At 58.8% G+C, this 23,517-nt stretch carries 13 protein-coding genes; 8 read left to right on the top strand and 5 right to left on the bottom strand.

Annotation, left to right across the window (positions count from 1 at the left end):
- Nucleotides 1–6 precede the first annotated feature (6 nt).
- The 3 genes from PYK22_RS04370 to mutS form a co-directional block, all read right to left on the bottom strand.
- On the bottom strand, nucleotides 7–1,572 hold the full coding sequence (locus tag PYK22_RS04370; protein ID WP_041974801.1) for an ABC transporter substrate-binding protein: 1,566 nt from the start codon (nucleotides 1,570–1,572) through the stop codon (nucleotides 7–9).
- Nucleotides 1,573–1,633: 61 nt separating this feature from the next.
- Nucleotides 1,634–2,773, bottom strand: a complete 1,140-nt coding sequence (locus PYK22_RS04365) for a glycoside hydrolase family 3 N-terminal domain-containing protein (RefSeq protein WP_157770666.1) — start codon at nucleotides 2,771–2,773, stop codon at nucleotides 1,634–1,636.
- Nucleotides 2,774–2,884: 111 nt separating this feature from the next.
- Nucleotides 2,885–5,590: a DNA mismatch repair protein MutS gene (mutS, locus tag PYK22_RS04360; protein ID WP_041974797.1), complete on the bottom strand. Its 2,706-nt coding sequence runs from the start codon at nucleotides 5,588–5,590 to the stop codon at nucleotides 2,885–2,887.
- Nucleotides 5,591–5,872: 282 nt separating this feature from the next.
- On the opposite strand from mutS, the gene PYK22_RS16360 reads away from it, so the two are divergent.
- Entirely contained in the window at nucleotides 5,873–7,693 is a 1,821-nt protein-coding gene (locus PYK22_RS16360) for a DUF1858 domain-containing protein (RefSeq protein ID WP_162199790.1), read from the top strand.
- Between the two features lie 45 nt (nucleotides 7,694–7,738).
- Here the strand turns inward: PYK22_RS16360 and PYK22_RS04350 are convergent, their stop codons facing one another.
- Nucleotides 7,739–8,098 (bottom strand): ArsR/SmtB family transcription factor, encoded by a 360-nt coding sequence (locus PYK22_RS04350; protein WP_041974942.1) that lies wholly within the window; start codon nucleotides 8,096–8,098, stop codon nucleotides 7,739–7,741.
- 164 nt (nucleotides 8,099–8,262) lie between these two features.
- On the opposite strand from PYK22_RS04350, the gene PYK22_RS04345 reads away from it, so the two are divergent.
- From PYK22_RS04345 to PYK22_RS04330, 4 genes are read left to right on the top strand one after another with little or no spacing between them, the layout of a single operon-like run.
- Nucleotides 8,263–8,823 carry a rhodanese-like domain-containing protein gene (locus PYK22_RS04345; protein WP_041974939.1) on the top strand — a complete coding sequence of 187 codons (561 nt, stop codon included), beginning with the start codon at nucleotides 8,263–8,265 and terminating at the stop codon, nucleotides 8,821–8,823.
- Nucleotides 8,816–9,589 (top strand): sulfite exporter TauE/SafE family protein, encoded by a 774-nt coding sequence (locus PYK22_RS04340; RefSeq protein ID WP_211197610.1) that lies wholly within the window; start codon nucleotides 8,816–8,818, stop codon nucleotides 9,587–9,589. Before PYK22_RS04345 ends, PYK22_RS04340 begins: the two co-directional genes overlap by 8 nt.
- Before the next feature lie 39 nt (nucleotides 9,590–9,628).
- Complete coding sequence (locus PYK22_RS04335) at nucleotides 9,629–11,035, top strand: MBL fold metallo-hydrolase (protein ID WP_041974793.1); 1,407 nt, start codon at nucleotides 9,629–9,631, stop codon at nucleotides 11,033–11,035.
- Between the two features lie 17 nt (nucleotides 11,036–11,052).
- On the top strand, nucleotides 11,053–11,709 hold the full coding sequence (locus tag PYK22_RS04330; protein WP_041974791.1) for a class I SAM-dependent methyltransferase: 657 nt from the start codon (nucleotides 11,053–11,055) through the stop codon (nucleotides 11,707–11,709).
- A gap of 186 nt (nucleotides 11,710–11,895) precedes the next feature.
- On the opposite strand, the gene PYK22_RS04325 is transcribed toward PYK22_RS04330, so the two are convergent.
- Nucleotides 11,896–12,825, bottom strand: a complete 930-nt coding sequence (locus PYK22_RS04325) for an alpha/beta hydrolase (RefSeq protein ID WP_041974789.1) — start codon at nucleotides 12,823–12,825, stop codon at nucleotides 11,896–11,898.
- Between the two features lie 1,463 nt (nucleotides 12,826–14,288).
- Here PYK22_RS04325 and PYK22_RS04310 point away from each other — a divergent pair.
- The 3 genes from PYK22_RS04310 to PYK22_RS04300 all read left to right on the top strand — a co-directional run bounded on the left by PYK22_RS04310 (nucleotide 14,289) and on the right by PYK22_RS04300 (nucleotide 23,410).
- Nucleotides 14,289–18,110, top strand: a complete 3,822-nt coding sequence (locus PYK22_RS04310; protein ID WP_041974785.1) for a TonB-dependent receptor — start codon at nucleotides 14,289–14,291, stop codon at nucleotides 18,108–18,110.
- 85 nt (nucleotides 18,111–18,195) lie between these two features.
- Complete coding sequence (locus tag PYK22_RS04305; protein ID WP_041974784.1) at nucleotides 18,196–19,842, top strand: N-acyl-D-amino-acid deacylase family protein; 1,647 nt, start codon at nucleotides 18,196–18,198, stop codon at nucleotides 19,840–19,842.
- A gap of 79 nt (nucleotides 19,843–19,921) precedes the next feature.
- The gene (locus tag PYK22_RS04300) at nucleotides 19,922–23,410 is read left to right on the top strand and encodes a carboxypeptidase-like regulatory domain-containing protein (protein WP_041974782.1); all 3,489 of its coding nucleotides are present in this window, start codon (nucleotides 19,922–19,924) and stop codon (nucleotides 23,408–23,410) included.
- The last annotated feature ends 107 nt before the right edge of the window (nucleotides 23,411–23,517 follow it).

The following is a 23,517-nucleotide window of genomic DNA, read 5'->3' as shown; positions in this document are numbered from 1 at the left end:
ACAAGGTCACTGGACCGTCACGTTGCGCACGAAGCTCCAATCACCGCTCGGATCTATCTTGATGTTGCTGATGTTGCGACGCGCGACGATCATGTTGTCCGGATACCAGAGCGGGAGCATGGGCACTTCGCGGCTGATGATCTCTTGAGCTTGCGCGTAAAGCGTGCGAGCGCGTTCGCGGTCGGTCGTCGAAGTCGCCTCTTGCAGGATGCGGTCAAGTTCCGTGTTGCTGTAGCGGCTGCGGTTAAATGCGCCGTTGGTCATGAAGAGGTCGCGCAAGAAGATCGGGTCTTGGTTGCCGCCGACCCAGCGCCCGATGGTCATTTGATATTGCCCGTTGCGTTGCGCGTCGCGTAGCACGTTGTCTTCCAACGTCTCGATCTCCAATCTCAATCCGACCTGTTTGAGTTCGTTTTGGATGACGCCTGCGACGGCGCGCGCTACCACGTTGCTCGAGGAGATCTTCAGCGTGATTGGACGATCTTCGTTGCGCAATCGGGGACCATCGCCATCGGGATCGCGCAGGCCGGCTTCGTCGAGCAAACGTTTCGCGCGTTCCGGGTCGAAGACGTATTTCGTGCCCGGCGAATAAGCCCAAGAGGATTCAGGGAGGATCGAATGGGCGACGCGCGCTTGGCCAAGCAGTAGATCGCGCACGATGGATTCACGGTCTATGGCGTAAGCGATCGCTTGACGCACGCGCGCATCTTTGACCAGATCGGCCTGTACGTTGAAGCCCAAGTATTGGATGTTCGCGCCCGGCGACTGGACCACTTGCAGGTTCGGATCTTGCGCTAGCGCGCGGTAAGCATCGGGCGAAAGGCTCGTGTTGATCGCCATCGAGATGCGCCCGGCGCGCAGTTCGGCTTGCAGCGTGTTCGCGTCCAAGATGACGCGCACGCGCAAACTCTTGATCTTGGGCGCGCCCTCCCAGTAATTCTCGTGCGCCGCGAGATCCACCACCTGTTGCGATTCGTCGTAGCGTTCGAAGCGGAACGGACCGCTTCCGAGCGGATGCGTTTTCTGCTGTTCAGCACTGCCTTGCGGGATGATGCCGATGGGAACGAGATTGGCGAGAAGTTCGGGCCACGGCTTGCGCAAACGGATGACGAGCGTGCGCGCGTCCGGCGCCTCGATCGCCGCGATGCGCGGCTGTCTGTTTGGGCCAGCGCCTTCGAAGAAGGGGGCCGCTTTGCGCGAGTCCGAACCGAGAAGCGCCTCGAGCGTGTATTTGGCATCGACGGCCGTAAGTTGGCGACCATCGTGAAAACGCACGCCGTCGCGCAGTTTGAAAGTGTAAGCGAGGCCATCGGCGGCGGGTTCGATCGTTTCGGCCAGTTCGCCGACATATTCGAAGCGTTCGTTCTTGCGAACGAGCGTGTTGAAGATCAATTGGCGCAACCGCTCGCTCGAAGCGTCCGTGCTGCGCAATGGATCGAGTGTTTCAGGCCGCGCTTCAAGCGCGAGGACGAAACGGTCTTCCGCGCGACGGCATCCTTGCGAGGCGAGAATGATCAAGCAGACAGCGGCGCAAACGAAGAAGCGCAAACGACCCGAAGTGGAGTTTCGCATCCCATCCCCCAAATAATCTAGCGGAGAACTTTTAGCCCATCGGTGGACCAGCACGGAAGCATCAGATCTTCCCGCCGTAGGTGTAATCCAGCCGACGGTTGAGCGCGGCGATCTCTTCAGAGAGCTGCCGGAATCGCTCGAGGTCGAATGGAAGCGGCGGCTGCACGCGCGCCTTGAATTCGGCGATGCGACGGAGCGATTCGGCCAGCCGTTCTTCGCTGATGCGCCCCTCATGCACAGCTTGCAGCAGAGCATCGCGCCCGCGCTTGATCAGATCGGGCCGCGCGCAGATCAAGAGCATATCTTCGCCCGCGTTGATGGCGCGTACGGCGGCATCTTCGATCTCGTAGTACTTCGCCACCGCGCCCATTTCGAGGTCGTCCGTGACGACCAGTTCGTTGAAGCCGAGTTCGGTGCGCAGCAATCCATCGACGATCTCGGGATTGATCGATGCCGGAATCAGCGGGCCGCTCACTACTCCTTGACGGACGCTGATGTTCGGGTAGCAACCGTGTCCGACCATGACGGCGTGGACCATGCGGTCTTCGCGCGTGAAGAGTTCGATGTAAGGAGCAAGGTCGTGCGCGATCAGATCATCGTGCGAGAGCGGGATGACGGGCATCTCTTCGTGCGAATCGACTTCGCCGGCGCCGAGACCGGGGAAATGTTTGACGCAGCCCAGGCAGCCCGTCCCTTGCAGCCCGCGCAGGTAGGTCATCGCGTAACCTAAGACTTCGCCGGGCGAGCGCCCGAAAGAACGCGAGTAGAGGCCGTTGGCCAGCACGTCGCGCTCTTCGGTCATGATCGAAAGCACGGGAGCGAAGTTCATGTTGAAGCCGAGGAGGCGCAGCATCTCGCCGGTGACGCGCCCGAGCGTGCGCGCGCCCGCTAGATCGCCCTTCTGTCGAATGACTCTCGCAGGTGGCATGGGCGTCGCGATCTTGCGCAAGCGGTCAACAAGCCCGCCTTCCTGATCGATGCCGAACAGCGGTTCAACGGGCAGCATCTCGCGTATCTGATCGAGAAGGGAACGGAGCTGTTCGGGCGAGACGACGTTGCGCCCGAAGATGATGATGCCGCCCGGTTGCACGTACTCGATGAGCGCGCGCGCGTCGCGATCGAGTTCCGGCCCCGGAAGCCCGATGTAGAGCAGTTGCCCGATCTTCTGTTCGAGAGAGAGGGATGCGAAATCGTGGTCCATCTTCGATTCGTTTGGAAGCTTTGCTTCGCTCCGCGTTAGATGCTCGCGCACGAAAGAAGCGCTGCTTGTTGCGAGTTTGAGCAACCGATCGCTTGATCCGCGCTGCGAGGCTCAGACCATGCGGCGTTGCAGATCGCGGATCAGCGCCCGCGCCTCTTCGGGTGAGAGGCTTTCTACATCAACGGCGCGCAGTTCGTCAAGCAAGCTCTGGTTGACGGCGTCGAAAAGGGTCGCTTGGGCGGCGATGGCGCGGCGTCGTAACCGCCGCGCCGCCCGGCGGAGCGCATCTTCGTTCTCCTCGCGCGGGCTTTCATCTTCGGCGAAGACATCTAGTTCGTAGCGTTCCAGTCGTTGCAGCACTTCGCGCGCGCGTTCGATGACGCTCATCGGAAGTCCAGCCAGCCGTGCCACTTCGATGCCGTAAGATTTGGAAGCGCGCCCGCGCGCCAGTTTGTAGAGGAAGATGATGCGTCCGTCGGATTCGGCGACGGTGACGTGATAGTTCTGCGCACCGGGCAATCTTTCTGCCAGTTCCGTCAGCTCATGGTAGTGCGTGGCGAAGAGCGTCTTGGCCGCATGCTCCGGCGAATCGTGCAGGTATTCGGCGACGGCCCAGGCGAGCGACAGCCCATCGAAAGTCGCCGTGCCGCGCCCGATCTCATCGAGGAGCACGAGCGAACGCGGAGTCGCGCCGCGCAGAATGGCGGCTGTCTCGGTCATCTCGACCATGAAGGTCGAACGTCCGTGAGCGAGGTCGTCTGAGGCTCCGACGCGCGTCCAGATGCGGTCGAAGATGGGAAGCCGCGCGCGTTCAGCCGGAACGAACGATCCGATCTGCGCCAAGATGGCGATGAGCGCCGTCTGGCGCATCAGCGTGCTTTTGCCAGCCATGTTCGGTCCGGTGATGATCAGCAGCCGATCGGTCGAGTTGTTCATGTACAGATCGTTCGGGATGAACGGCGCGGCGCTATTGGCCTCGATGACAGGGTGGCGGCCTTGAATGATCTCCAGTTCGTCCGAATCGTGCAAGATGGGGCGCACGTAACGCCGCCGCGCCGCCGTTTCAGCCAGCGCCGCGAGCGCGTCGAGCGACGCGAGCGCGCGCGCCGTCGTTTGCAACCGTCTGGTTTCGGCGGCGACCTGAGCGCGCACCTCGGCGAAGATGCTCAGCTCAAGTTCGAGCATGCGCGTTTCGGCGTCGCGCGCCTGCGCTTCCCATTCCTTGAGTTCGGGCGTCGTGAAGCGTTCGACGTTCGAGAGCGTCTGGCGGCGCTCGTAATCTCGAGGCACGCGCGCGGCGTTCGCCTTTGAAACCTCTATGCAATAGCCGAAGACGCCGTTGTAGCGGATACGCAAAGAGGCGATGCCCGTCCGTGCGCGCTCGCGCGCCTCCATCTCGGCGATCGTCTGCTTAGCGTCGCGCGAGATAGCGCGCAGCCGGTCCAGCTCTTCGTTGAAGCCATCGCGTATGGCTCCGCCGTCGGCGAGATTGGCGGGCGGATCGTCGCTGATGGCGCGCGCGATCAGTTGACGGATCTCCTGCAGATCGTCCGCCGCTTCGACGAGGACTCTGATGAGCGACGCTTCCACGCCTTCGAGCGCGCGCCGGATGGCGGGCACTTGCTCGAGCGAACGGCGCAGCGCGAGCAAGTCGCGTGGTCCAGCGGTCGCCATGTTGAGCCGCGCCGTCAAGCGTTCGAGATCGGCCACTTCGCGCAAGGCGGCGCGCAGCCGATCGCGTACGATCTGCGAAGCGTGAAGGGCCGCCACCGCATCGAGGCGCGTTTCGATCTCGCCGCGCGCGACGAGCGGACGTTGAAGCCAAGCGCGCAAGGCGCGCGCGCCCATGCTCGTCACCGTTTCGTCTATGACGCCGAGCAGCGTCGCTTCGCGCCCGGCTTTGCTGGTCGATTCGAAAAGCTCGAGATTGCGCGTCGTGACGGCATCGAGCACGAGATAGTCGTGCGTCTCGAAGTATTCGATTTCGGAGACGTGCGCGACCGCGTCGCGCTGCGTCTCGCGCGCGTAACGCAAGCAGGCTCCAGCGGCGCGCACCGCTTCGGGATGGGCGTCAAGGCCATAGCCGGCGAGATCGTGCGCGCCGAATTGCGCGCGCAGCGTCTCGGCGCAGATGTCGGCCTGCCATAGCCAATCGTCGAGCGGCATGAGCGACAGTTCGAGTTCAGGGACGGGCGAGATGCGCGCCACCGTGTTTGTCGCGTCGAGCGGCAGCACGTCCGCTCCCAAACCATAGGTCTCGCGGATGAGCGGCGCGAGCGAGGCCGGGAAGAGCAGCTCGCGCGGCGCGAACTGCTCGATCTCGGCACGGATTTGCGTCCAAGCTTCTGGTCCAGAGGTTTCGGTCGCGCGGAATTCGCCGGTCGAAAGATCGAGAAAGGCTGCGCCGAAACGCTCTCCCGCGCCGCAAACGGCGGCCAAGTAGACGGGCTCGCGCGCGTCGAGAAGCTGCGGATCGATCGCTGTCCCTGGCGTGATGACGCGGACCACATCGCGCCGGATCAGCTTCTTCGCTTTGCTCGCGTCCTCGAGTTGCTCGCAGATGGCGACGCGATAACCTTTGCGCACGAGGCGCGCAATGTAGCTTGCGGCGGCGTGATGCGGCACGCCGCACATCGGGATGGGCGCGCCGCGCTCTTTATGGCGCGCCGTCAACGTGATCTCAAGCTCGCGCGCTCCGGTGATGGCGTCATCGTAGAAGAGTTCGTAAAAATCGCCCAGGCGGAAGAAGAGGAGCGTGCCCGGATACCGGCGCTTGAGCTCGTGATACTGTTGCAGCATCGGAGTGAGAGTCGCCATGATGAGCCACACCAATCGAAGTGTCGGTGAATCGTTAAGCCTACACATTCAGCGAAGGATGGGCAAGGCGAGAGCCTCGGCCTCCCCAGAAGGCTCGCCCTGTTGCGAACGACTCTCGCTGGGCCGAAAGGGCTCATGCGATCAAGGGCGCCCCACGATCTCCGCTACGACCTTACTCTATGGCCTCTCCGCGCAATGTCTCATTCCGTGAGATGTAAGTCACAGCCTCGGATTCTGTTCGCGAGTAACCTGAAGTTGAATCCACGGTTCAGCGGAGGCGCGATGATGGCGAATTTTACGGCAGATACGTTGTTGCCCGAGATAGTGTCGAAATACCCGGCGACGCGCGCGGTCTTCGATCGGTACGGATTGCACGGTTGCGGTGGGCCGACCGGACCGCACGAGACCGTCGGTTGGTTCGCTCGCCTTCACGGAGTGCCGGTCGAGCGCTTGCTGGATGAGTTGAACGCTGCCGCACAGGCGGCGCAGCCAGAGAGCATCGCATTTGAACCGTCATTGGCCGATACGATCTACCGCCCGTTCTTCATCGCCGGGATCGCGGTGGCGCTTTCGATCGGCGTGACGTTCGGCGCCATTAACCTGTTTCTGATCGGATGGCGCAAGAGCTTCGGCGGAATAGATTTTTCATGGACGCTGGCGCACGGTCACGCGATGATCTTCGGATTCGTCGGCCTCTTCATCATGGGCTTCGCTTATCAAGCGTTCCCGCGATTGAAACATACGCGATTGTGGCGCCCCCGACTGGCCTTCGTTTCGCTGCCGCTGATGCTCTTGGGCGTCATCGCTCAAGCGGCCGCTCACCTCTTCGCCGATCGTCCGATCTTTATCGCGCTCGGTCTGATGGCTGGATCGCTACAGTTAATCGCCGTCGCGATCTTCGCCGTCGTCGTCGCGATGACTTTAAAGAGCGCGCCTCATCGCGAACCTTTCGATCGTTTTATCCGCGCTTCGCTCTTCTGGTGGCTCGCCGTGGCGATCGCGAATCCGTTCATCTTCTGGATGTTCGAAACGGCACGCACGCGCGATCAATTCATCTTGCGCATCTCGACTTTCGATCTGCCGTATCGCGAGATGGAGCTGTTCGGCGCAATCGCCATGATGATCCTCGGAGTTTCGATCCGCTTCCTCCCACACGCCTATGGTCTTCGCTCCCCATCGCTCAGATGGATAAAAGCGGCCTTCTGGATAACTAATGCGGCGATCATCGTTAGCGTGACATCGTTCGTCTTCGGGATGTTGCGCGGCGATCTCAGATTGGCCGCACTTCAAGAGATTCTGGGAATCGCGTTCCTCGCGATCGCGCTCGGCCTGCCGAAGCGATACCGCCTTTTCGGCCCGGTGCGCGCGACGGAGCGCGATCGCGGCCTGAAGTTCATCCGTGCGGCGCACGTCTGGTTCATCTTCGCGATGACGATGTTCGTCCTTATGCCGTTCTACGACCTGTTCATCTACCGACCGCTCACTGGCGCCGAACTGCCCTTCTCACATGCGTACTTGGGCGCATACCGTCATGCGCTCACCGTCGGGTTCATCACGCTGATGATCGTCGGCGTGTCGAGCAAAGTCGTGCCGACCCTATCTGGCGTCGATTTGAAAAAAGCGGATCAATTGTGGCCCACGTTTATCCTCGTCAATCTGGGAAGCCTCATGCGCGTTTCGACGCAGATCGCGACCGATTACACGCCGGCGGCCTACGGCGTGATGGGCATTTCGGGATTCATAGAGCTGCTGGGGCTCACATTGTGGGGGATCGAACTCGGGCGGAATATACGCGCAGGCAAGCGCTTGGAGCGCGAACCGGTCATCTTGAAGATCGACGGCCCATTCCGTTTGACGCCGCAGACAAAAGTTGCCGAAGTGCTCGAACGCTATCCGCAAACTCTCGGCATCTTCCTCGCGCGCGGACTCGCGCCGCTGCGGAACCCGGCGCTGCGGCGAACGATGGCCCGAGTCGTCACGATCGAACAGGCGTGCCAGCGCGAAGGGATCGATCTCGACACGCTCCTCGCGGACTTGCGCCATGCGATCGCGCGGTCGCAAACTTCGCTGCCGGGTGCGGAGAGGGACGAGAAGCGGCGCTGAATGGGGGATAGCGCAAGACCGGGCTGAACGGTGGGCGGAGGCCCATCAGGTGCGACGTCGCTGCAGCACGCGCAAGCCGAGCCTTTCGGCTTGCGTGGAGAGTTGCGCGGCGAGCGTATCGCAGACGACTTCACAAAGCTCGAAGATCTCCGGGGCGGCGATCCTGTAATAGACCGTAGTCCCCTGAGGTCGTCGCGCGAGGATGCCGGCTTCGACCAGCGTCTTTAGGTGTTTGCTGACGTTGGCTTGCGTCGCGCCGAGCTCGGCGACCAGTTGAGTGACCGATTTCTCGCCGCCATCTTGCAGCGCGCGCAAGATCTTCAAACGCATCGGCTCGCCGAGACAGCGGAAGCGCGCCGCCACCATCTCGAGGGCCTCATCGGAGAGAGTTCGTTTCTTCGCCATCTTCATCACCCCGCGGACGACCAGGAGATCGGCTGAATCCCCGCCGCGAATGCGCGCTTCAATGATACCGGCAACGGACGGAGGTGGCAATGCGGTTCTCGACTGATTTGACAATTACCAAATATAACTATATAGTCATAATGCTGTATGTAGGAGGAACGAAAATGAGCGAAAGCGTTCAGGTGGCGGAGTTGAAAGAGGCGCTCGAAAAGGGCGATTGCCAGTTGCTCGATGTGCGCGAATACGCGGAGTTCGCGACCGCGCACATCCGCGGCGCGCGCCTCATTCCTTTGCGCGAGCTGAGGGGGCGAGTCGTGGAGCTGGATCGAAATCGCCCGCTCTACGTCATCTGCCGGACGGGCCGTCGCGCGCGCCAGGCGCGGGAGATCTTGCGCGCCTGCGGGTTCGGCGATGTCCGTCTGGTCGAGGGCGGGATGCTCGCTTGGCAAGAACGGGGCTTTGCCATCGAAAGCGAGGCGCGCGCGCCGTGGTCGCTCGAACGACAGGTCCGCTTCGCGGCTGGAGCGCTCGTCCTCGTTGGCGCGCTGGCGAGCCTGCTGATCGCGCGGCCTTTCATCTGGCTGGCGATCTTTGTCGGCGCCGGTTTGGTTTTCGCCGCCGTCACCGACACGTGCGGGATGGCGTTATTGCTCGCGCGTATGCCCTGGAATCGAGCGCGTGAGAATCCCTCTTGTCGGGGATTGGAGCGGAGCGGCGATGAGTGAGATGATGAGGCTGGCTTTGGGACTTGTTCTGAGCGTGGCGATCGGCACATCGCTTGGACTGTTGGGTGGTGGCGGGTCGATCATCACCGTGCCCGTGCTCGTTTACGTTCTGGGCGTGGATACGTATCGAGCTATCGGCATGTCGCTGGCCGTCGTCGGTGCGACCAGTCTCATCGGAGCTGCGTTGCACCAGCGCCACGGGCAGGTGAATTTGAAGGCGGGAGCGACTTTCGGAGTATCGGGGGCGGCGGGGGCGTTGATCGGCGCGCGTTTGACCTATTTGCTTTCACCGCCTGTCTTACAGGTCGCCTTCGCAGCCTTGATGCTGATCGTCGCCGTTTTGATGTTAGCGCGAGAGCAGACGGCGGAAGCGATCGATGGTCCACGCCGATTCAACCCCGTTAAAGCTGCCGCCGCTGGGATGACGGTCGGCGCGTTAACCGGATTTTTGGGAGTCGGTGGTGGCTTTCTGATCGTGCCGGCGCTGATCTTCTTCGGCGAATTGACGGTCCATGAGGCCATCGGCACGTCGCTTCTTGTGATCGCGATCAATAGTTTCGCCGGTTTGATCGGTCACCTAGAACGCGGGCGCTTCGATTGGCGTCTAACCTCGCTCATCACGCTGTGTGCGGTTAGCGGCGCGCTGATCGGCACGGCTCTATCGAATCGCACTTCATCGCGCAACTTGCGAAAGTCATTCGCGGTTTTCGTCATCATCGTGGCGCTCTTCCTCGTGGCAGAGAACTACGCTGCTCTGATCGATTGAGAGCGTCGAGTTTGGGTTTAAAGGTGAAGGGAGGGCAAAATGTTCTTCAGACAGTTATACGACGAGCGCCTCGCGCAAGCCAGTTATCTCATCGCCTGTCAAGCGACGGGCGAAGCCGTGGTCATCGATCCGAATCGCGATATCGAACGGTACTTGGGATTGGCCGAGCGTTACGGCTTTCGGCTCACGGCGGTGACGGAGACGCATATCCATGCCGACTTCGTCTCGGGGGCGCGCGAGTTGGCTCGACGCGCAGGAGCTAGGCTCTTCCTGTCGGGCGCTGGTTCGGCTGAGTGGCAGTACGAATACGCGGAGAGAGAGGGAGCGGTCTTGCTGACAGACGGATCATCGTTCACGGTCGGGAATCTTCGCTTCGAAGCTCTGCACACGCCGGGCCACACGCCAGAGCATCTCTCTTTCATCTTGACGGACGAAGCGCGCGCGCGTGAGCCGGTCGGCATCTTCACGGGAGATTTCGTCTTCGTCGGCGACGTCGGTCGTCCGGATCTTTTAGAGCGAGCGGTTGGCATCACCGGAGCGGCTGCGGAGGGAGCGCGCCAGCTCTTCCGCTCGCTCGTCAGGTTCCGCTCTTTGCCCGATCACTTGCAGGTCTGGCCCGGTCACGGCGCGGGCAGCGCGTGCGGACGCGCGCTCGGAGCCATGCCGCAGAGCACGGTCGGATATGAGCGGCGGTTCAATTGGGCCTTCAGAATCGAGGATGAAGAGGAGTTCGTGCGCGCCGCGCTCGACGGCCAACCCGATTCGCCGCCCTATTTCGCTGAGATGAAGCGCATGAACCGGAGCGGACCAGCGTTCACCGCAGAGTTGCCGCGCGTCGAAAAGTTCGACCTCGAACGTTTGTCCGACGTTTTAGGTGATTGGATCGTCATCGATACGCGGCGGGCGGAAGAGTATGCGCGCGGACATATCCCGGGAACGATCAATCTGCCGTTCGATAGATCCTTCGTCGCATGGGCTGGTTGGCTCTTGCCTTACGATAAGAAGCTCGGTTTGATCGTCGAAGATGATCAGATCCATCGAGCCGTACTCGCATTGCGTTTGATCGGACTGGACCGGGTCGCTGGGTTTTGGTCGCCAACGACGATCGGCGAGTGGGAGGCGCGAAAGGGGAATTTGCGCCGGATCGAACGTGTAGATGCCGACCAGGCGCAGCGAATGGTCGAGCGAGGAGCAGTGCATGTGCTCGATGTGCGGCGACCGGATGAGCGCGCTCACGGGCGTATCGCCGGCAGCTTGCACGTCCCGTTCAGCGAGTTGATCAAAGGCGAAGTGGAACTGCCTACGGATGAACCTTTGCTCGTCCATTGTCAAACGGGAGCGCGTTCGGCGTTGGCCGTCGGTCTGCTCAGCGCGCGCGGCGTGAGCGATCTGATCGACTTGGAGGGAGGGTTCGCCGCATGGCGGAGAAGATTTGGTGAGAATTAAGGAGTTGCAATCTGATGATGTCGCCTCAGAGAGAAACAGGAGCGAAGCATGTTAAAGATGAGGAGGCGGGACACTGGGATCGCGTCTACGCGACACGCGAGGCATCGGAGTTGAGTTGGTGGCAGCCACATCTCGCGTGTTCTTTACGCTTGATCGAAGGGATCGGATTGCCGTTGACGGCTTCGATCATAGATGTCGGAGGCGGAAACTCGACCCTCGTCGATGACCTGTTAGCGCGAGGCTACGAGCGTGTCACTGTACTCGATATTTCGGCGACGGCGCTCGAACAGGCTAAACGCCGGTTGGGCGAGAAGGCCGCCAAAGTCGAATGGATCGTGGGCGATATCGTTTCCGTGTCTTTGCCTCAGCGCGCTTTCGATCTATGGCACGATCGCGCCGCCTTTCACTTCCTCGTCTCTCAGGAGAGCCGTCGCCGATATCTCGAAAACTTGCGCCGCGCGCTTAAACCGAGCGGTCATCTGATCCTCGCCACATTTGCTGAAACCGGTCCGACGATGTGTAGCGGTCTGCCGACGATGAGGTATAGCGCGGATGAGCTTGCGCGCGTCATCGGTGCGGAGTTCAAGCTCATCGAAAGCTTGCGCGAGGAACATCGGACGCCCGCAGGAGCGAAGCAGGATTTTATCTGCACGCATTTCACCCTTCACCGTTGATGATTTTTCAGACCCTCTTAGCTCGAAAAGCGCAACGCGCCCCATGACGGAGAAATGCGATTCAGCGCGCACAAGGCGGACCAGGTCGTTTGATTAGGCGTTTCAAGAAACGCCGATCGCTTTGGAGGTGATGTGAGCATCGCGCACCGCCGAAAGCGGCATCCCTTCCGGCAGTGCGCGATCGCGTCATTGACCGGGCGGCAACAAATTGTAACGCGCCAGGAAGTCCCGGATCGTCGCATAAATGCGTTGTGTTTCGGCTGCATTGAAGCCGCCATGTTTCCCGCCGGGGATGGTGAGCAGTTGATTGGGCACACCAGCTCTATCGAGCGCTTGATGCAGGCGCACGGCATGGTCATAGGGTACGGTCGGATCGGCGTCGCCGTGGATCGTCAGAATCGGAGGCAGGCCAGCGCGCACATAAGTCAACGGCGAGACGCGGCGTGCGATCTCGTCGCGGTTGATTTGACTGCCGAGCCACACTACGGCGTAGCCTTTCATGTTCGGACCGTCAAGCAGATCGTTGACATCTGTGATGCCGTACCAGTTGATGATCGCGGCCACTTTCATGTCGGTCGTCCCTGAACACTGTCGATCCAGTCCTGCTGCGGCAGGCAGCATTCCTGTCATCAAAGCCAGATGACCGCCAGCCGACATGCCTGTGACGACGATCTTGTTCGTGTCGAACTTGTAGCGCTCGGCGTTGCGGATCACCCATTGCAGAGCGCAACGGCAATCTTCGACGGCAGCCGGGGCTAATGAGACGCGCGCCAGGCGATATTCGACATTGACGACAGAGAAACCCATCATCAGATAGGGAAGAAGTTCGAGCGCGCTCCCTTCTTTAGTGCCCGCCACCCATCCGCCGCCGTGGATGAAGATGACGACCGGATTGGGTTGCGTCAGATCGCGCGGTCTGTAAACGTCAAGTTTGGCCTCGTAATTATTGGCCGTGATATAGGTGATGTTGGCTTCAACCATGTAACGGCGACTTATCTCGACCGCTCGGGCCAGCGTTTCTGGAAGCGCAGCCGTTTGTGCGCGAGTTGATGAGAGTGGGAAGGATAAACTAAGCATCAGCAGGAGATGGAAACCTAGCTTTCGTGTCATACTCATCTTCGAGTCTCTTTGCTCCTCACGAGAAGTTTGTACGACGAACGGCCCGATCTTAATTCCGACCGCTCGAGAGTGGAAGGGGAAATCGGTCGTTTGTTGATGAGAGAAACAAAAATGGGGCGCGATTACCGCGCTCCGCGCGCGACTTTCGGCGGGACATACCAGCGGGCGCTTCGCGCGAGCGAGGATCTTTTACCGCGCTCCGTGCGCGACCCGCCTTATCTAAATCTGAAGCGCGGAGACGGTCAAAGTGCTGCCGCACCCTTAGACCGGCACATCGCCAGTCTGATGTCTTGTGCTCGAAGAGTGAACATTCCGCACGCATATGGAGCGGTGGTCAACGGCGCGCTTCGTTGTTTCGTAACAAGCGAACATTCCGCACGCATATGGAGCGGTGGCGAATAGAAGTCGCCTTCATCCACCGCGATGAGAGCATTCCGCACGCATATGGAGCGGTGGGAGTTTGCGCCCGTGGCGGCGCTTGTCCGGGCGAGCATTCCGCACGCATATGGAGCGGTGCGGTGAGTTGAGCGGTTTGCGCAAACGCTCCGCGCGCGTAGGGAGATCGCGCTGCCGCCCGATGTAGCGAAGAGCGTCTTGAAAAACGCTCCGCGCGCGTAGGGAGATCGCGTTAGCAGAGAGGTTGAAGGGAATTGGTTTGACAAACGCTCCGCGCGCGTGGTTTCGCATAAATCGCTTTAATCTGAGGCTAAAGCGATTTGGGTGGAAATCCGAAAAAATGGATGAGCTTTTACATTTTTTCGGAAAAATGAGCCGCCTTGGGGAGCACGACCCTGCGAAAATAGCCGGAAAAAGCTGATCTCGCGGCATGGAACGGGGCTTGCCTTAGAAAAGAGCGGACGTTCCAAGCTGGAAGTCGGACGAGCCTCGTGGCTTTGGAGATCGAGCGGCAGCTCGACTCGTGACACAAGAAGAACTTGACCGGCTCATGTTCGGGGCAGCATACCTCGAGCATGAGCCTATCTTTAGTTGTGTCTAAGAGCAAATCGAGCCATCGCATACCCGCGCATAGGATCCCATTCGCAAAGCTTCGGCTCCACCTTTGATTGAAACGGCGATTCGGCGTGCGCCCTTCAAAAAGAGGTCGCTTGTGGACTGACAGTTGTTCGCGAGATGAGGCTTTATGCGCCTGGTCGAGAGGGGCGATGGTCTCGTTGTGATGATGGTTTGCCGGTTGAGGGCGCGCGATAAACGAGCCCTTTGTTGTCGGTCGCTATCTCAGCTCGTTGTGATTTGCCGGTTGAGGGCGCGCCGCTCTTCGATCAAGAAATATTATGTCAGCGATAAGATCTTTTAGTTTCCATTATATGCTGTAAGGGCATAGAATGTATGCTCTCCAGCGCGGAACGGCCATCCAGCAAAGCTCAGGGAATTGAATTCAGCCATCGGAATCGCTTCGAGCGATGAACAGGATAGTCTCATTTTGTTCGGCAGGAGGAGCTATGAGCAAGAAGATTCTCTGGCGGTGCGTTTTGATCGCGTTCTGTTCTGTTTTGTCGAGCGCCGTCGGTTGGGGGCAGGGGACGACATCGCGCGTGACGGGCACAGTGCTCGACCCATCAGGCGCCGCAGTGCCGAATGCGACTGTGACCTTGATCAATGAGGCGACGAACGTCTCTTTTACGACGCAGACTACCGACACGGGCACTTACGTCTTCGATTCGGTGCAAGTTGGAACCTACACGGTCACCGTGGAGAAGCCTGGTTTCAAAAAGTTCGTCTCACCGGGCAATAAGGTCAACGTCAATCAACCGACGACGGTCGATGTGAGGCTCGAGGTTGGCGGCGTCAATGAGACCGTGACGGTCGAGTCCGCTGCCGAACTGGTGCAGACGAGCACGTCAGGCAATTTCGGTAACACGGTCGAAGAGCGTCCTTTGGAGTCGTTGCCGATCGTCGGCGTGCGTGGGCGTAATCCGCTGAACTTCGTCAACTTCCAACCGGGCGTTGTCGTTGGGGCGAATACTGGCGGTGGCGTTCACGTACACGGTTCCCGTGATCGCGCCTTCAATTTCACGCTCGACGGTATAGATATCAACGAGACGAGCGCTGGCGGTTCGAATTTCACGCCGCTTCGCCCCAATCCTGATTCGATCACGCAGTTTCAGGTCATCACGAGCAATTTCACCGCAGAGCTTGGCCGTTCTAGTGGCGCGCAAGTGTTGCTTGTCACGCGTTCGGGGACGAACGAGTTTCACGGCAATCTTTTCGAGTTTTATCAAACACCGCGCTTTCACGCTAACGATTATCAGAATACGGTGACGTTGACGCGTAAGCCGGATGGCTCATTCGGTCCGACGCCGAAGCAGAAGTTTGTGCAGCATATCTTCGGCGGCTCGCTCGGCGGGCCGGTCTATTTCCCGCGTTTTGGCGAAGGCGGGCCAGCGGTCTACAACGGCAAGGATCGCACTTTCTTCTTCGTCAATTTACAGCTTTTGCGCACGAGCCAGAGTATCTTCGTCAACCGCACGGTTTATACGGAACCAGCGCGCCGCGGCATCTATCGTTACGTCATCGGCGGTCAGAACGCCAACGCTGCAGCCGCGCGTCCGAGCGTTGATTTCAATGGCAATCCGCTGCCCGGTTTGCAAATAGGCACTTTCAATATCTTCAACAATCCGAATATCCCGCTCACGCCGGATCCGACTACTCAGCGATTGATTGGGCTGACACCGTTGCCGAACAATTTCATCGTTGGAGACGGACTGAACACTGCTGGGTTTGCCTTCGTCGCACCGCAGATTGAGCGGCAATATGATTTCACGGCGAAGATCGATCATACATTCAACGACCGGCACACGATGTTCGTTCGTTGGGCGCAAGGGGCCCAGAACACTTTCGGTGATAACGCTAATGGCGGTTTGCAACGTTTCCCAGGATTACCAAACTTTGTTGACACTTTCCGCACGCCGCGTAATCTAGCGGTCAATTATCGTGCGACGCTTACGCCGCTCATGGTCAATGAGCTGGTCGTTGGATTCAATCGCTTCACCTTCAGTTTCAATAATCCGGATCCGAATGCGGATCGCAATTCGCCTGTAATCCTCAACTTAGTGACCGATCCGTTGAATGCGACGCCGACGGTCAATAACGCGCGCACGTTGACCACTTATCAGGTGGTCGATAACTTCTCGTATTTGCGCGGTTCTCATACGATCAAGTTCGGCGTCAATCTTCGATTCCAGAAACATTTCGACGATCGAAGTTCTGTCGCTGGGGTGAACATTCGCGAATCGGTCACGCTCGGCACCGGTGACAATCCTGTGCCCGCCTCGTTTGGCACACGCTCTATTCCGACCGGATCAAACGGGATCAACTTGACGGACCGTTCGCGTCTTGAAAGTTACATCAATGACATCTTTGGGCGTGTCGGACGGATCACGCAAGGTTTCGTGGCTGTCAGCGATAATGCTTTCGGTCCGCCGGGAACGCGCTTCCTCTATACGGCTGAATATCCCGAACACGACTTCTATGGTCAAGATACATGGAAGGTGCGTCCCAACCTGACGATAGATTATGGCTTGCGTTGGGAAGTGCGCCTTAGTCCGCGTGCGCCACATAACATCATCTTGCGTCCGGATCGTCCAGTGCGAGTCGGCGCCTCGCCGACTAATGAGATCCGTTTCGTCGAAGGCAAGCTTTACGATGATGCATGGAAGAATCTAGCGCCGACGGTTGGCGTGGCGTGGGATCCCTTCGGCACTGGCAAAACGGCTGTGCGCGCCAATTACCGATTAGCTTATGACCGGACGAACACTTTCGTCTTCTCGTCTTTCATCTTCCAAAGCGCACCCGGTTTGACTCGAGCTGTGACCCTGACAGCGAGCGATCCGCGTTGGACTCCCACCAGTCGCCTGTTGCGTGACGGTTTGCCGCAGTTGACCGGCGATTTCCCGGCGACTTCAGGCGGAGCGCCGGTGACGCCGCTCGCGTTCCGCACGCCGCCACCGTTCTCACTCAATTCGATCACGGTTGTCGATCCCAGTCTGGGCTATCCGCGCACGCACCAGTTCGGCATCAGTTTCCAACGTGAGATAGGCTGGGGCACCGTTTTGAGCGTCAACTATATCGGCAACCGCGGACGAAAGCTATACGGCGGTTATGATGCCAACCAAGTTGAGATCTTCAGCAACGGTTTCCTCGAAGCTTTCAAGCAACTACAAAATCCAGCGACGCGGGCGAGCGTCGCGACCGATCCGAACTTTCTCATCAACCGTCTACTTGCGGGAGATTCGCGTTTGCAATCGGGTGAGACGGGCGCGCAATTCCTTCTGCGTCAGTCTGCCGGTGGTAATGTGCCTTTGGCCAATGGACAAGTTGCAACGAACATAGTCGATGCTGGAAGCGTAGCTCAAGCGGCCTTTATCATTGCCCAGGGGATCAAGACGGGGACTTCAACGCCCGTGTATGTCGCCAATGGATTCAGTCCGTTCTTCTTCCAACCGTTCCCGCAGTTCTCTGGCGCAGTCAACGTGATCGATAACAACGATCGCTCGCGCTATAACGCGCTCGAAATTCAATTGAGCAGGCGCTTCAATCGCGGCCTCGGTTTCCAAGTGAGCTATACGCTGGCGAAATCTATGGATACACGCTCTTTCGATCCAGCGTTCGCCGTCGCCAATCGTGGCAACGTTCAATCGGCTTCGAACACGCCATATGACATACGCAATCGGCAGTTGAATTGGGCGCGCTCGGACTTCGATCGCCGTCATGCGCTTCAAGGATATTTCACCGCCGAACTGCCGTTCGGTCGGGGGCGGCGCTACTTAAATGATTTAAGTCCGATGCTCGATCGGATCGTCGGCGGATTCGAATTGGCAGGGGTTTTGCAATGGTTTTCAGGGCGTCCGTTTACTGTTTACTCAGGGGTCAATACCGTTTCACAGGTGGTGCAATCGCCGGCAAGTTGCAATGGGTGTAGTCCCGACATGGGGCGCATCATCGTAGAGGGCGGACAAAACTATTTCCTCAGCGCCGACCAGCGCGCTAAGTTTTATGCGCCGCCCGCAGGTGAGCTTGGTAACACAGGTCGAAACTTCTTTACCGGACCACCGCTCTTCCAACTTGACATGGTGCTCGGCAAGCGCATTCGTTTCGACGAAGTGCGAAATCTTGAGTTGCGCGTTGAGGCGCAGAACGTGACGAATACGCCTTCGTTCGATCTTCCCAATGCGGTTATTTCTAGCCCGAGCTTTGGTTTTGTTGGCGGCAGTGTGGTGAGTACTTCGCGGAGAGTGCAGTTGGCCGCGAAGTTCCACTTCTAGCCACGAGGCAGCGGAGGAGAAGAGCGTTTCTCCTCCGCTTAATTAAAAAGCTTCCGTTAAGTCCGTTCGATTGAGGAGGTTGAAGGTGAATTGGTTGCGGGCGACCCTTGGCATTGCTCTCGCTTTGACTTTGGCCGTCGGGGCAAGGCTCTATCGCGCGCAACAATCGATCGCGCAAATCTACGATCTTGTCATCACGAACGGGCGCATCGTCGATGGCACGGGCAACCCTTGGTATCGCGCCGATGTCGCTGTCAAAGATGGGCGCATCGCGAAGATCGGGCGCGTCGATCCGCGCGAAGCCCGCGCCGTCATCGATGCGCATAACCAGATCGTCGCGCCCGGCTTCATCGACGTGCACTCGCACGTCGAAAACATTTACAGTCAGCCGGACGCCGAAAATTTCATCCGCATGGGCGTCACTTCGCTCGTCACGGGCAACTGCGGTTCATCAACTACCGAAGTTGGAAAATTCCTCGATCGGATCAAAGAACAACCGCTCGCCGTCAATCTCGCTACGTTGATCGCGCACGGGAGCGTGCGCGCCAAAGTCATGGGCTTGGAGAATAGGGCGCCGACGCCGGAAGAGCTGCGGCAGATGGAAGCGCTCGTCGAACAGGCGATGAAAGAAGGGGCCGTCGGGCTTTCAACGGGCCTCATCTACGTGCCCGGCGCTTACGCGAAGACGGACGAGATCGTCGCGCTGGCGCGCGTCGCAGCCCGCTACGGCGGCGTCTATGCGACGCACATGCGCGATGAGGGTAACGGCGTGATGGATGCCATCCGCGAAAGCATTCAGATTGGCGAGCAGGCTGGCATCCCGGTGGAGATTTCGCATTTCAAGATCTCGAGCAAGAAGCTGTGGGGAAAGAGCGCGGAGACGATCAGTCTCGTTGAGCAAGCACGCGCACGCGGCTTGCAAGTGACGGTGGACCAGTACGCTTACACGGCTTCTTCGACCTCGCTCGACGTTCTATTGCCAGACTGGGTGCGCGCCGGCGGACGCGATGCGGCGAAAGCGCGATTGGCCGACGCAGCGACGCGCGGGCGCGTGCGGCGCGAGATGAAGGAGAGCCTCAAGCGGAGCGGTTTCAAAGACTACTCTTACGCCGTAGTGGCAAGTTACGAGCCGAACCCATCATTCAACGGTCTTTCGATTCCGGAGATAGCGAAAAGGGCGCGCGGCAAAAGCGACCTCGATGCGCAGATCGATCAGATCATCGAGATGTTCGCGGCGGGCGGCGCCGGCATGATCTATCACAAGATGAGCGAGGATGATGTGCAACGTATCATGCGTCAGCCTTGGACCATGATCGCAGCGGACGCTGGCGTGCAACGCCCCGGTCGCGGGGTGCCGCATCCGCGCGGGTATGGCAACAACGCGCGCGTCCTCGGGCGTTACGTGCGTGAGTTTCATCTTCTCACGTTGGAGGATGCCATACGCAAGATGACATCGCTCCCGGCGCAGACTTTTCATCTGCGCGATCGCGGGTTGTTGCGCGAAGGCTATGCGGCTGACATCGTCATCTTTGATGATGCGACGATCGCGGATCGCGCGACGTTTGATAACCCACATCAATATCCGGTCGGTATCAGCTACGTCATCGTCAACGGCCAAGTCGTCTTCGCTGACGGCAAGATGACGGGCGTGCGATCAGGCGTAGCTTTGCGTGGGGCTTGGACCGTCGCAGACCATCCTCTTTCCGCAAAGCGCGACGGTGAGGATGGGTGAGCATCAGGTCGCCGTTCGAGATTAACTCGCGCGGCGAAAGGGCGAAACTTCGTGTAGAAAGCGGGGAGGAGTAATAGTCATGAGAAGTAACTTCATAACGATTGGTCTTTTGTTTTCCCTCGTCTTCGTGGCTGGGCATACGTCGTTTGCCCAAGAAACGACCGGTTCCATCGTCGGCACGGTCAAAGATACCAATGGGGCCGTCGTCGCCGGTGCGACGGTTACCATCACGGACACGGACAAACAGACGATCGTGCGCACGTTGACGACGGATGAGACTGGGTCTTACTCAGCCCCATTCTTGCCGGCGGGGAATTATCAGATAACGGTCGAAGCGCCTAACTTCAAGAAGCACGTCGAAGGCGGCATCAAACTCGATGTCAATCAGCGCCGCACGGTGGATGTGACGTTGGAGCCGGGCAACATCGCCGAGGTCGTGACGGTGGAAGCGACGCCGTTGCAGGTCGATCTACAGACGCCATCCGCGGCTAATTTGATCTCCGGCACGCAGGTGCGCGAACTGTCGCTCAACAACCGTAACTTCCTCCAACTTACGGTGCTCATGCCCGGAGTCTCATCTAACTTGGCCGATCAGGTTTATGTCGGCACGACCAATCCGGCTGGGCAGGCGAACGTTGTCTCCATCTCCGTCAATGGCGCGCGCAGCAGTTCGAACACTTGGATGATAGATGGCGCGGACACGACCGATCGCGGCTCAAATTTGACGATACAAACTTATCCGAGCGTCGATGCGATCGCTGAATTCAAAGTCCTTCGCAGTCTATATCCGGCGGAGACGGGGCGCAGCGGCGGCGGACAGGTGAACGTCGTCACTCGATCCGGGACGAATGAGTTTCACGGAACTCTCTATGAGTTCGTGCGCAATGAGCGGTTGAACGCCAACGATTTCTTTAGCAATAGAAACGCCCCGGTTGGGATAGATGCTAACGGCAAGGCGCGGCGTGCGCCGTTTCGCTACAATAACTTCGGTTGGACGCTGGGTGGACCAGTTTATCTGCCTCGCTTCGGCGAAGGTGGACCGGTCTATTCCTACAACGGGAAGAACAGAACGTTCTTCTTCTTCTCGCAGGAATGGCGCCGCGATATACGGTACCCGACCTTCGTGGCTACCGTTCCGACGAAAGCGATGCGTCAAGGCATCTTCCCCGTAGATGTATGCGTGCAGTTGGATAATGCTGGCAATTGCATTCAGCGGTCGCGGACGATCACGAACATCAATCCTGTGGCTCAAGCCTACATCAACGAATTCTACGCGAACCTTCCCGAACCGAATCTGAGCAATTTCAGCCTCGTCTCTGCGGCGCGCAACGTCGCTAATTTCCGTCAGGAGATGTTGCGGATAGATCACAAGTTCAGTGATAAACTGACGGCCTACTATCGCTTCGAGAACGACACGATCCCGACGCTCGATGCGATAGGTCTTTTCTCTAGCGGTGCGCCGATACCTGGGATATCCACGACGAAGACCGATTCGCCGGGGAGGACGCATGTCTTTCGCTTCACTTACGCTGCCAATCCGACGCTCGTGATCGATGGCGGCTATACCTACTCTTATGGTGCGATCTTGAGTCAGGTGGTCGGCAAGATAAATCAAGCGAATAGCCCTTCTGTTCGGGTGCCGCTGCCGTTTACGAATACGGTCGGTCGTGTGCCCGATCTAACCGTCGGATTCACCGGGATCACGGGATTCGGGCCGTACGACAACTTCTCGACCAATCATGCGGTCTACTTCAACCTGTCGAAGATCATCGAAACGCATACGACCAAATTCGGCGCGCTCATTACGCGATACCGCAAGCACGAAAATGCGCTCGGCGGCGCCAATCAGGGAAGTTTCAGTTTCCCGAATACCGGATTCCCGACATCAGGCATCAATCCGGCGACCGGCCTTCCCTTCACGACTGGCCAACGCCAGATCATGCAGCAGTGGGCTTGGTTTCTTCTCGGGCAGAACGCCACGTTCACGCAGTACAAATACGACATCACGGCTGATCTGCGGCTCAGGAACGTTGAACTTTACGGTCAGGATGAATGGCGCGTAAGGCCCAACCTGACGCTCTACTATGGCGTCCGCTACTCCTACTTCGGTCAGCCGTATGATGCGTTCAATAGGCTTTCGAACTTCGATCCGCGGGCGTTCAATCCGGCACGCGCTCCGCAGGTTGACGGTAGCGGCAATCGCGTTCCGGGAACGGGCGATCCGTTAAACGGCATCATCGTCAACGCGAACAATACGGGTTTGGGCGGCACGCCCTCGCCTTACGGCAAATACTTAGCCGAAACGCCGAAGTTGAACTTCGCCCCGCGGGTCGGATTGGCTTGGGATCCATTCGGCAAAGGGCGCACCTCGATCCGTACCGGCTACGGCATCTATCACGATCAGGTGCTGGTCGGCATCTGGGAGCAGAACATAGGCATCAACCCTCCCTTCAACGAATCGGTGACGATCACGGGAACTCGCCTGGATAATCCGACTGCCGGTACTCCTTTCGTCTCTCCTGCGGCGACGACTTTGAGGGCCGTTCAGCCTGATGGAAAAACGCCCTACTATCAGCACTGGTCGCTCGATCTGCAGCATCAGCTCTTCTCGAAGACGCTGATTGACATCGGTTACTTCGGTTCGAAGGGGACGCACCTGCCTGGCATCGTCGATATCAACCTTCTACCGCCCGGATATGCGCTCACACAACAATGTCGCAACGCATCCGGTAATCTGGTGCCATGCCAACAACCGGGGCAGATCTTCACCAGTTCGATTCAAGAGTTGATCCTCGATCAGATCCGACCATACCGCGGTTATCGCGCCATCAACATGATCCAGATGCGGTTCAACTCGAACTACAACAGCATGCAGGTCTACTTGCAACACCGTTTCACCGGCGCTTCACAGATCAACGTCGCTTACACGTGGTCGAAGAATCTGACTGACAATCAGACCGATCGCTCGACTGCGCCGCAGAACCCATACGACATACGCGCTGAGTATGGGCGTGCGCAGCTCGATCGCCGCCACATCCTTTCGATTAATTACATCTACGAATTGCCTTGGTTGAAAGGAAGGAAAGATTTCGTCGGTCACGTCCTCGGCGGCTGGCAGCTTTCAGGCATCGTGACGGCCTATTCGGGATTGCCGTTTACGGTGACGACGGCCAATGCCGACCCTGCTGGCTTAGGTTTCCTCGGACCATCCGCTTCCGGTCCGCGTCCTGATATGATCTGCGACCCGAATAATGGGGCGCCACATACCGTCGACAAATGGTTCAATACGCAATGTTTCGCTAACGTCCCCGCCGGACAGAATCGTGTCGGCAATGCTGGCCGTGGCGTGATCAACGGACCGCCCACTTATCGCTTCGACCTGACTTTGACGAAGAATATCTACTTCGGCGAGTCGCGACGCCTACAGCTTCGCGGCGAGGCGTTCAATATCTTCAATCATACGAACTTCAGCTCTATCAGCACGGGTCTCACGTCGAGCATTTTCGGCTCAGTAACTGCTACGCGGGATCCGCGCGTCATTCAATTGGGAGCGAAGTTCTACTTCTAGAGTTCATTCAGCGACGGGCAGTCAGGCGTCTTAATGGCGTCTGACTGCCTAAGGTTTAGGCTTTATCTGAGCGATCTTCTTAGCCGTGGATTTCGCTCCCTTGGAAT

Source organism: Pyrinomonas methylaliphatogenes (assembly GCF_000820845.2).
Lineage (GTDB): Bacteria > Acidobacteriota > Blastocatellia > Pyrinomonadales > Pyrinomonadaceae > Pyrinomonas > Pyrinomonas methylaliphatogenes.
This window is presented reverse-complemented; position numbering and strand designations above follow the sequence as displayed.

Excerpts from the sequence above, each read along its gene's own strand:
- PYK22_RS04370 (WP_041974801.1), bottom strand. The coding sequence starts at position 1,572 with ATGCGAAACTCCACTTCGGGTCGTTTGCGCTTCTTCGTTTGCGCCGCT.
- PYK22_RS04365 (WP_157770666.1), bottom strand. The coding sequence starts at position 2,773 with ATGGACCACGATTTCGCATCCCTCTCTCTCGAACAGAAGATCGGGCAA.
- mutS (WP_041974797.1), bottom strand. The coding sequence starts at position 5,590 with ATGGCGACTCTCACTCCGATGCTGCAACAGTATCACGAGCTCAAGCGC.
- PYK22_RS16360 (WP_162199790.1), top strand. The coding sequence starts at position 5,873 with ATGATGGCGAATTTTACGGCAGATACGTTGTTGCCCGAGATAGTGTCG.
- PYK22_RS04350 (WP_041974942.1), bottom strand. The coding sequence starts at position 8,098 with ATGGCGAAGAAACGAACTCTCTCCGATGAGGCCCTCGAGATGGTGGCG.
- PYK22_RS04345 (WP_041974939.1), top strand. The coding sequence starts at position 8,263 with ATGAGCGAAAGCGTTCAGGTGGCGGAGTTGAAAGAGGCGCTCGAAAAG.
- PYK22_RS04340 (WP_211197610.1), top strand. The coding sequence starts at position 8,816 with ATGAGTGAGATGATGAGGCTGGCTTTGGGACTTGTTCTGAGCGTGGCG.
- PYK22_RS04335 (WP_041974793.1), top strand. The coding sequence starts at position 9,629 with ATGTTCTTCAGACAGTTATACGACGAGCGCCTCGCGCAAGCCAGTTAT.
- PYK22_RS04330 (WP_041974791.1), top strand. The coding sequence starts at position 11,053 with ATGTCGCCTCAGAGAGAAACAGGAGCGAAGCATGTTAAAGATGAGGAG.
- PYK22_RS04325 (WP_041974789.1), bottom strand. The coding sequence starts at position 12,825 with ATGAGTATGACACGAAAGCTAGGTTTCCATCTCCTGCTGATGCTTAGT.
- PYK22_RS04310 (WP_041974785.1), top strand. The coding sequence starts at position 14,289 with ATGAGCAAGAAGATTCTCTGGCGGTGCGTTTTGATCGCGTTCTGTTCT.
- PYK22_RS04300 (WP_041974782.1), top strand. The coding sequence starts at position 19,922 with ATGAGAAGTAACTTCATAACGATTGGTCTTTTGTTTTCCCTCGTCTTC.